Genomic DNA, 9,571 nt, shown 5'->3' with positions numbered 1-9,571 from the left:
GCAGGCCGGCCCGCGTGCCCGCCACGTCCTGGCGCGCCATGTCGCGGGACAGTCCCGCCGCCTTGACCCGGGCGGCGCGCTTGCCGCCCGTCTCCAGCGGCATGTTCAGCATGGTCGTGGTCGTGCGCGTGGCAGATTTCGTATCGTCCACGCTGACGTCGATGGACGGGTTGGGCAGCACGCCTGCCTGCGTCAGCAGGCCTTCGGTCGCCGCGGCCTCATTCTTCGCTGCGGCGAATCCGGGATTGCGTTCCAGCGCCGCGGCCAGGGCACGCTCCAGCGTCAGCACGGCGCCTGTCTGGCTCTGCGCCACGGGTGCGGGAGCGCGGGCCGCGCCTGCGTCCTGGGCGGAAGCGGACGCGGACGCGGCGATCATCAGGGCCGCCAGGGTCAGCGGCAAGGCAGATACATGCATGGTTCAACCAAGGAAGGTGCGAGCCGGCAATGTATCCAGACAGGCGCGTCAATCGACCGACAGAAAAATGACATTTCCGTAAGGTTCACGGGCCTTACGAAAACGTAATCAGGGAGTTCGTGAATTGACGGACATGCGTCCGTAGAGTGTCACCGTCGCTACACAAACAGCGTGTATGCGCCGGACGCGACACCGCTCGCGGCGCCGCTCTCAACCTAGGAGATATCCATGAAGATCCAAACCCTTTCCGCCGCCCTCGCCCTGGGTGCCGTGTTGGCCGTTCCCTTTGCCGCCAGCGCATCGAGCACCTGGCACCAGACCAACACCGAGATCGGCTACGCCATCGCGCCGGATCACGTCACCGGCGGCAAGACCCGCGACGAAGTGAAGACCGAGCTGGCCGTGGCCAAGTCCGACCCGAAGCAATGGTTCCTGACCAATCTGAACGCCGCCAAGCCCGGCTGGGTCAAGCAGGGCACCTCCCGCACCCGCGCGGACGCCATGGCGGAAATCGAGGCCATGACGCCGGCCGAACGCGCCCGCCTGGACGCGATCTACACCCCGGGCTGAACCCAGGACTGATCCCGGACCCATGGCGGACGCGTCCCGCGTGCCTGCCGGCGCTGCGCAGGGCGGCTGGGCCGCCCTGTTTGCGTTTCTTTCCCCGACGCGATTCCGCCTAGAATAGGACGCAGGATCCGAGGACTTCCGCGCACTCTTTTTATTCTGCTGATATGAAAGTACTCGTAATCGAAGACGAAAAAAAACTCGCCGAGTACTTGCGGCGAGCGCTGACCGAACACAACTACGTGGTCGACGTGGCTCTGGACGGCGTCACCGGACTTCATCTGGTCCGTGAAAGCCCATACGACCTCGTCCTGCTGGACGTGATGCTGCCCGCGATGGACGGCTTTTCCGTGCTGGCCGAGATCCGCAAGACCAGCCGCGTCCCCGTCCTGATGCTGACCGCGCGCGACAAGCTCGAAGACCGGGTCAAGGGCCTGCGCGACGGCGCCGACGACTACCTGGCCAAGCCGTTCGCCTTGTCGGAACTGCTGGCCCGCGTGCTGGCGCTGGGCCGGCGCAGCGGCCACGGCCAGACCGAGACCATCGCCCAGAACGTGCTGCGCATCGACGGGCTGGAACTGGACCTGCTGCGCCGGCGCGCCAGCCGCGACGGCGTGCGGCTGGATCTGACCGCCAAGGAATTCACCTTGCTGGCCCTGCTGATGCGCAAGCAGGGCGAAGTCCTGTCGAGGCTGGAGCTGGCCGAACAGGTGTGGGACATCAACTTCAACAGCAACACCAACGTGGTCGAGGTCGCGATCCGCCGCTTGCGCGGCAAGGTCGACGAACCCTTCGAAAAGAAGCTGCTGCATACCGTGCGCGGCATGGGCTACGTGCTGGAACCGCGGAGCGACTGATGTCCGGGCAGCGCCCCAAATCGCTGCACCGCTGGCTGTCGCGCTGGCTGGCGATCCAGACTTTCATCGCGCTCGGCCTGGTATGCGTGGCGGTCTATTACGCGACCAACCTGAACCTGGCCAGCCGCCAGGAAGCCCTGCTGCAACAGAAGGTCGAGGTCGTGCGGCACCTGGTCGAGGAAAACGCCGCCAGCCAGGACTCCACCCGCCTGCGCCACAAGCTGAGCGACTTCTTCTACGGGCGTCCGGATTTCTCGCTGGTGCTGGAAATAGACGGCGAAAAGGTCTACTACGGCAGCCCCATCGCCGGCGACAACGATTTCCACCATGAGCGGCGCATCGCCTTCACGCTGCCCTTCCCCGGCGCGCCCGGCGACGCCATGAACGCCGAACTGGTGCTGGACATCTCCAGCGACATCCTGCTGCGCAAGGCCTTGGCCTGGACCCTGTTCGCCTGCGCCCTGGCCGGCGCCATCATCGTCGCGGCGGTGGGAACGCTGCTGGTGCGCCGAGGGCTGGCGCCGCTGGACGCACTGGGCAAACAGGCGGCGCAGCTGTCTCCGGACCGCATCGGTGAACGGCTCGACGAAAGCGGCCAGCCCTGCGAGATCCGGCCGCTGGTGCGCCAGTTCAACGCCGTGCTGCAGCGGTTGGAGCGCGCCTATGTGCAGATGGAAGGATTCAACGCCGACGTCGCCCACGAAATGCGCACGCCGCTGGCGACGCTGATCGGCGAGACCGAGCTGGCGCTGAGCACGCGCCCCTCCCCGCAAGCGCTGCTGGAAACGCTGGGTTCCAACCTGGAGGAACTGCAACGCATTTCCGGGATCGTCAACGACATGCTGTTCCTGTCGCAGGCCGACCGCGGTGCGCAGGCAAGGGGCGCCTGGCAGACCAGTCTCGCCGGCATCGTCCGGGAAGTCGCGCAATACCACGAGGCTGAGGCCCTGGACGCTGGCGTCGAAATAGCTGTGATCGGCGACGCGCCCGCTCAGGTCGACCGCGCGCTGTTCCAGCGGGCCGTGTCGAACCTGATCTCGAACGCCGTGCGCTATGCCGCCCAGGGTAGCGTGATAGAGGTCGAGATCGCGCGCGGCGGCGCCGAAGAGATCCTGGTCTCTGTGCGCAACGCGGGCGAGCCGATACCGGAAGAGCACCTGCCGCGGCTTTTCTACCGCTTCTACCGCAGCGACAGCTCGCGCGAGTTCGACGCCAACCATCATGGGCTGGGGCTGGCCATCGTCGCCGCCATCGCCCGCATGCACGGCGGCCGCAGCTACGCCAGGTCGGCCAACCGGAGCACCACCATAGGCTTCAGCATCGCGGCGGCGGACATTACAGAAAGCTAATCCGGCTGTCCGGATTCTGTTCGCGCCCGCTCCCTAGAATTTCTCCATGCCTCTTGAAGACCAGCCAAAACAGCGGCTTTCAAGGGCCCGGCCTCAGGGAGGCCATCTGCCTCCCCTGGATTGTTGAGACTGCCGGACCACGTTCCATGGAGAAATTATGAATCGTCTGACCCTGTTGATCCTTGCCATTTCCGTTGCCGCTGCGGCCCCGACTGTCCAGGCCGAGCCGAAGACCCGCGAACAGGTCAGGCTTGAACTGGAGCAGGCGAGGAATGCCGGCCAGGTCACGTACGGCGAACTGGACTATCCGCCCGCCATCGCGCCCTCTCAAGCGGGCAAGACCAGCGCCCAGGTTGCCGACGAGCTGCAACGCGCCAAGGCCGCCGGCCTGGTCACCTACGGCGAGCTGGACTACCCGCCGTCCCGGCCTGCCACCGCGTCCAAGACGCGCGCGGAAGTGCGCGCCGACCTGAACCTGTGGAAACGCTCGGGCATGGCGGACCTCTATCGCGGAGCCCAGGAGCCCGACGTGTTCAGCCTGAAGTACCGCCAGCGATATGCGGAGTATGTCAGGATGCGCACGGGCGCGGAGTATCGGCAGCAGCTGGCGATTGAGAACGGCAGGCAGTAGACGTCACCTGCCGCGCGGTCCACGCTAAAGCAGGAGCGGCCCGGCCTCAGTCCTCTTCGACGAACGCCTCCTCGCGCTTCTTGCGGATGTTGGGCAAGGCAACCAGCACGACCAGCACTAGCGCCGCGCCCAGCAGGGACGCGGACAGCGGCCGCTCCACGAAAGTCGTGAAATCGCCGCGCGACAGCAGCAGCGCGCGGCGGAAGTTCTCTTCCATCATGGGACCAAGCACCAGGCCAAGCAGCAGCGGCGCGCCCTCGCAGCGCAGCTTGCTCCAGATGTAGCCGACGACGCCGAAGAAGGCCGTCATGTAGAGGTCGAAGGTGTTGTAGTTGAGCGAATACACCCCGATCGTGCAGAACACCAGGATCGCGGGGAACAGGACGCGGTAGGGAACCTTGAGCAGCTTGACCCAGAGCCCGACCAACGGCAGGTTGAGAATCACCAGCATCAGGTTGCCGATCCACATCGACGCGATCAGGCCCCAGAACAGTTCGGGATGGCTGGTCATGACCTGGGGGCCGGGCTGGATGTTGTGGATGGTCATCGCGCCCACCATCAGCGCCATTACCGCATTGCCCGGGATGCCCAGCGTCAGCAGCGGGATGAAGGACGCTTGCGCCCCCGCATTGTTGGCCGATTCCGGCCCGGCCAACCCGGCCGGATGGCCTTTGCCGAAACGCTCGGGTTCCTTGGACAGCTTCTTTTCCAGCGTGTAGGAAGCGAAGGCCGACAGCACCGATCCGCCCCCGGGCAGGATGCCCAGCATCGATCCGACCGCGGTGCCGCGCACGATCGCAGGCGCCGCCTCGCGGATCTCCTGCCGGTTGGGATACAACGAACCCACCTTGTCCGTGATTTCGACCCGCTTGTCCTTCAGTTCCAGGTTATTCATGATCTCGGCAAAACCGAACACGCCCATCGCCACGATCGCGAAATTGATGCCGTCCTGCAGCTCGGGAATGCCGAAGTCGTACCGGGCCACGCCGGAATTGACATCCGTGCCGACCAGGCCGAGCAGCAGCCCCAGCAGGATCATGCAGATCGCCTTGACCAGCGAACCCGATGCCAGCACCACCGCCCCCACCAGGCCCAGCGTCATCAGAGAGAAGTATTCGGCCGGCCCGAACTTGAACGCAACCTCTGCCAGCGGCGGCGCGAATGCCGCGATCAGCATGGTGGCCACGGATCCGGCGAAGAAGGAGCCGATGGCGGCCAGCGACAGCGCGGCGCCGCCGCGGCCGTTACGGGCCATCTGATGGCCGTCGAGCACCGTGACGACCGCGGAAGTCTCGCCTGGCAGGTTGACAAGTATGGCGGTGGTCGAGCCGCCGTACTGTGTGCCGTAATAGATGCCAGCCAGCATGATCAGCCCCGCGACGGGCGGCAGCACATAGGTGATCGGCAGCAGCATCGCAATGGTGGGCACGGGTCCCAGGCCAGGCAACACACCCACCAGCGTGCCCAGCACGCATCCCAACAGCGCATACAGCAGGTTTTCCGGCGTAAACGCCACGGAAAACCCCAGCATGAGGTTATCGACAAGTTCCATCCCCGCTCCTTGGTGTTTTTATCGTGATACGAAAATAGATCGTAGTACGATATAAAACACCAAGAAACCCGGGTTTTTACGGACTGAGGAAGCCCAGCTGAAGGATGGCGGGCGCGCTGCCGATCTCAGCAACCCGCTCGCCGTGGGACGATGCCGAGGCCATGCCGCTGACGCGGCAAGGCCTCACATCGGCTTGAGATCGACCTCTTTGGCAATCTTGCCGAAGGTTTCCAGATCGCTCTTCACGCGGGCGGTGGTTTCGGCCGGCGTGGACACGCGCGGGATCATCGCCAGATCCAGCAGGCGCTGCTTCATTTCCGGCTTGGCGAACTCGCGCGCCAGGGCCTGCTGGATCTTGTCGACGATCTCATCCGGCGTGCCCTTGGGCGCGGCCAGGCCGAACCAGGCAACTGCGGAGAACCCCGGCAGGCCAGCTTCGGGCGCGGTGGGCACGTCGGGCAAGGCCGCCACGCGTTCCGGGTTGGTGACGAACAAGGGGCGCACCTTGCCGGCCTTGATGAAGGGCGTCTGCACGCCGGTGTTGTCGAGCACCGCGTCGATATGGCCGCCCAGCAGGTCGTTCATGGCCGGGCTGCTGCCCTTGTAGGGCACGATGTTGACCTGCATGCCGGCGGCGCGGGCGAACATGAGCTGGGTCAGATGCTGCTGCGTGCCCAGGCCGGCATTGCCGAAGGTGATCTTGTTGGGATTCTTGCGGCCGTAGTCGATGAACTCTTGCAGGTTCTTGGCGGGGAACTCATTGTTCGTGACCACCACGAAAGGCAGGTCGACCAGCACCGTGATCTGCTTGAAGTCTTCCAGCGGCTTGTAGCGCAGCTTGTAGACGTAAGGATTGACGGCCATGGTGCCGCTGGCGGTCAACGCCAGCGTATAGCCGTCCGGCTCGGCGCGCGAGACGAACTCGGTGCCCAGCACGCCGCCCGCGCCCGGCTTGGCCTCGACGATGGCCGGTTTGCCCAGTTCGGCTTGCAGGGCCTGCGCCGCGAAGCGCGCCAGCATGTCGGCCGACCCGCCGGTCGCGTACGGCAGGACGATTGTGATCGGCTTGCTGGGATAGGCGTCCGCAGCCATCGCGGGCGCGGCGATCCCGGCCGCCAGACAGGCAGCGGCCAGAGTTTTCAGATGCTTGACCATCAATGATTTCCCCTCGTGGTGTAACGACTGCGCTTGCACCCGGGGAAGATTAAGCGGTCCCGTGTTATATGGCTAATCAACAATTAAAATAGATCTCTATCACCAACGTTGATAATCACCCGGGATTGCCATGCTGACCTCGATGGACCTGAACCTGCTGCGCATCTTCGACGCGGTCATGACCGAACGCAACGTCACGCGCGCGGCCTCCGCCCTGCACATGACGCAGCCCGCGGTCAGCAATGCCATCAACCGGCTGCGGCTGACCTTGAAGGATCCGCTGTTCGTGAAGATCCAGGGCGGCGTGCTGCCCACGCAGCGCGCCGAACTCCTGTGGCCGCCGATCCGCGACGCGCTCGCCCGCATCGCCGATACGCTGGAACGCAACGACTTCGATCCGGCACGCTCCGAGGCCGTGTTCCGCATGGCCATGTCCGACTATGTGGCGGACCAGGTCATCCGGCCGCTGTTCGTGGAGCAGCAGACGGTGGCGCCCAACGTCCGCATCCACCTGCATCCCTATTCGCTGGACAATGCCGGCGTGCTGCTGGAGAAAGGCGAAGTCGACATGGCGGCGGGCGTGTATTCCAACTTCGGCTCGTCCCTGCGCACCTTGCCGCTGGAAACGCTGACCTACGTCTGCGCCATGCGCAAGGGCCACCCGCTGCTGGCGCAGCCGCGCTTCACCCTGGACAACTTCCTGCGCGCGCGCCACTTGATGGTGAGCCTGCTGGGCACGCCGACCCTGATCGACCATGAACTCGCGCCCCACGGCTATAAGCGCAACGTGGTGCTCACCATCAACCAGTTCGCGCTGGCGCCGCGCCTGCTGGCCGAGACCGACCTGATCTGCGTGGTGCCCCTGAACACCGTGCGCAACAGTCCCTACAGCCATTTGCTGGAAGCGGTGGAAGCGCCCTTCCCGTTCGCCCCGCGCACCGTCAACCTGATCTGGCACGAGCGCTCGGACAATATCCCCGCGCACCGCTGGCTGCGCGAAGAGATCCTCAAGGTCTGCCAGGCGCAAGGGATGGTGTTCGATCAGGCGCAGCCGGCGGAGTCGCATCCGTATTGAGGTACTGACAAATCATTCACAACAGTGATAATCACTGATACCAATCTTTGATTGGACCGAATGATGGTGCGTCAATAGCATTCTGGTCATCCCACTCCCGGCGCCTTGCGCGCCAGCATCCTGGAGACCAGCGTGACCCAGACCGCATCCGCCCCGGGCGCCCGCCGTTTTCGCGTCGGCTTCGACGTAGGCGGCACGTTCACCGATTTCACCCTGCTTGCCGAGCACACCGGTGAACTGCATTACTACAAAGTGCCTTCGACGCCGCACGATCCGTCCGAGGCCATCCAGACCGGCCTGGCCCACCTGATACGCGAACACGAGATTGCCGGTTCCGAACTGGCGCACGTGGGCCACGGCACCACCGTCGCCACCAATATGGTGATCGAGCGCAGGGGCTCGCGCTGCGCGCTGGTCACCACACGCGGCTTTCGCGACGTGCTGGAGATCGGCCGGCAGACGCGCCCCCACCTGTACGACTACAACGTCACCAAGCCGCAGCCGCTGGCGCCGCGCGAGTGGCGGTTCGAAGTGACCGAGCGCGTCGGCGCCGACGGTGCGGTGCTGCAGGCGCTGGATGAGGACGAGGTGGCGGCGGTGGCGCGCGAACTGGCCGCGGCCCGCGTCGAATCGGTCGCCATCTGCTTCATGCACAGCTACCGCAATGATGCGCACGAGCGCCGCACCCGCGACATCCTGGCCGAACACCTGCCTGGCGTCTACCTGAGCGTGTCGAGCGAGATCCTGCCGGAATTCCGCGAGTACGAGCGCATGTCGACCACCGCGCTCAATGCCTACGTCGGCCCGCGCATGGCCGGCTACATGCGCAACCTGGTGAGCTCCGTGCGCGCCATGGGCGTGGCGGCCGAACCGACCACGGTGCACTCCAACGGCGGCCTGATGTCGGTGGAATCGGTGCTGACGGCGCCCGTGCGCACTTGCGTGTCGGGCCCCGCTGCCGGCGTGATCGGCGCGACCGAACTGGGCCGCGTGGCGGGCCTGCCCAATCTGATCACCTTCGATGTGGGCGGCACCAGCACCGACGTGTCGCTGGTCGCCGAACTGCGGCCGCTGTTCACCTCGAGCCGCCTGGTGGCCGACTATCCGGTCAAGACCCAGATGGTGGACGTGCACGTCATCGGCGCGGGCGGCGGCAGCATCGCACGCATCGACGACGCGGGCGCGCTCAAGGTCGGCCCGCAGAGCGCGGGCGCGGTGCCGGGCCCCATCGCCTACAACCGCGGCGGCGAAGTCGTGACCATCACCGACGCCCACGTGGTGCTGGGCCGTCTGAATCCGGTCGCGCTGCTGGAAGGCCGCATGGCCGTCCACGCGCGCCAGGCGCGCGAAGCGCTGGAAGCGCAGATCGCCCGCCCGCTGGGACTGAGCGTCGAAGAAGCTGCCTACGGCATCCTGCGCATCGCCAACTCCAACATGGCGCGCGCGGTGCGCGCGGTCTCCACCGAGCGGGGGCATGACATCCGCAAGTTCGCACTGTGCGCCTTTGGCGGCGCGGGCGGCCTGCATGCCGCCGAACTGGCGCGCGACTGCGGCATCGGCACCCTGCTGATCCCGCAGGAGCCCGGCACCATGTGCGCACGCGGCATCCTGCTGTCCGACATCTCCATGGACTTCGTGCAGACCTTGATGGCCTACGCCACCGCGGACGGCTGGACGGTGGTCCGCCAAGCGCTGGCAGCCCTGGCCGGCAAGGCCCGGGCCTGGCTGTCCAGCGAAGGCGTGAACGACGCGGAGCAACGCCTGTCCGCCGTCATCGACGCGCGCTACCAGGGCCAGAACTTCGAAATCGCCGTGCCGCTGGACGGCATGCAGCTGATGCCGCTGGACGAGTTCGTCGCGGCATTCAGCGCGGCGCATGTGCGCGAGTACGGCTACGACGCCGCCGGCCGCCCGGTGGAGATCGTCAATTGCCGGGTGCGCGCCACCGGCCTGGTGCCGCGCGCGCCCCT

Annotated in this window: 9 protein-coding genes; 6 read left to right on the top strand and 3 right to left on the bottom strand. The window is 65.9% G+C overall.

What is annotated here, in order from left to right; all coding sequences use genetic code 11:
• Positions 1 to 415 (bottom strand): TolC family protein (locus VIR09_RS15190; protein ID WP_332013620.1); only part of this gene is annotated, 415 nt, incomplete at its 3' end.
• A gap of 228 nt (positions 416 to 643) precedes the next feature.
• On the opposite strand from VIR09_RS15190, the gene VIR09_RS15185 reads away from it, so the two are divergent.
• From VIR09_RS15185 to VIR09_RS15170, 4 genes are all read left to right on the top strand, one after another.
• Entirely contained in the window at positions 644 to 985 is a 342-nt protein-coding gene (locus VIR09_RS15185; protein WP_332013619.1) for a DUF4148 domain-containing protein, read from the top strand.
• 164 nt (positions 986 to 1,149) lie between these two features.
• On the top strand, positions 1,150 to 1,839 hold the full coding sequence (locus VIR09_RS15180) for a heavy metal response regulator transcription factor (protein WP_332013618.1): 690 nt from the start codon (positions 1,150 to 1,152) through the stop codon (positions 1,837 to 1,839).
• Positions 1,839 to 3,188: a heavy metal sensor histidine kinase gene (locus VIR09_RS15175; protein ID WP_332013617.1), complete on the top strand. Its 1,350-nt coding sequence runs from the start codon at positions 1,839 to 1,841 to the stop codon at positions 3,186 to 3,188. The genes VIR09_RS15180 and VIR09_RS15175 overlap by 1 nt, the downstream gene beginning before the upstream one ends.
• 157 nt (positions 3,189 to 3,345) lie before the next feature.
• Positions 3,346 to 3,819 (top strand): DUF4148 domain-containing protein, encoded by a 474-nt coding sequence (locus VIR09_RS15170; protein WP_332013616.1) that lies wholly within the window; start codon positions 3,346 to 3,348, stop codon positions 3,817 to 3,819.
• Between the two features lie 46 nt (positions 3,820 to 3,865).
• Here the strand turns inward: VIR09_RS15170 and VIR09_RS15165 are convergent, their stop codons facing one another.
• Both VIR09_RS15165 and VIR09_RS15160 read right to left on the bottom strand, forming a co-directional pair.
• A complete protein-coding gene (locus tag VIR09_RS15165; RefSeq protein WP_332013615.1) occupies positions 3,866 to 5,371 on the bottom strand; it encodes a tripartite tricarboxylate transporter permease in 1,506 nt (501 codons plus the stop codon).
• A gap of 183 nt (positions 5,372 to 5,554) precedes the next feature.
• On the bottom strand, positions 5,555 to 6,526 hold the full coding sequence (locus tag VIR09_RS15160; RefSeq protein ID WP_332013614.1) for a tripartite tricarboxylate transporter substrate binding protein: 972 nt from the start codon (positions 6,524 to 6,526) through the stop codon (positions 5,555 to 5,557).
• Between the two features lie 130 nt (positions 6,527 to 6,656).
• Between VIR09_RS15160 and VIR09_RS15155 the strand changes: the two genes are divergently transcribed.
• Positions 6,657 to 7,601 (top strand): LysR family transcriptional regulator, encoded by a 945-nt coding sequence (locus VIR09_RS15155; RefSeq protein ID WP_013395305.1) that lies wholly within the window; start codon positions 6,657 to 6,659, stop codon positions 7,599 to 7,601.
• A 132-nt stretch (positions 7,602 to 7,733) separates the two neighbouring features.
• The coding region (locus tag VIR09_RS15150; protein WP_332013613.1) for a hydantoinase/oxoprolinase family protein at positions 7,734 to 9,571 on the top strand (1,838 nt) is incomplete at its 3' end.

Origin of the sequence: Achromobacter sp., assembly GCF_036567245.1 — a bacterium.
Lineage (GTDB): Bacteria > Pseudomonadota > Gammaproteobacteria > Burkholderiales > Burkholderiaceae_B > Achromobacter.
The sequence above is the reverse complement of the archived record's forward strand: the minus strand, read 5'-3'. Positions and strand labels throughout refer to the sequence as shown.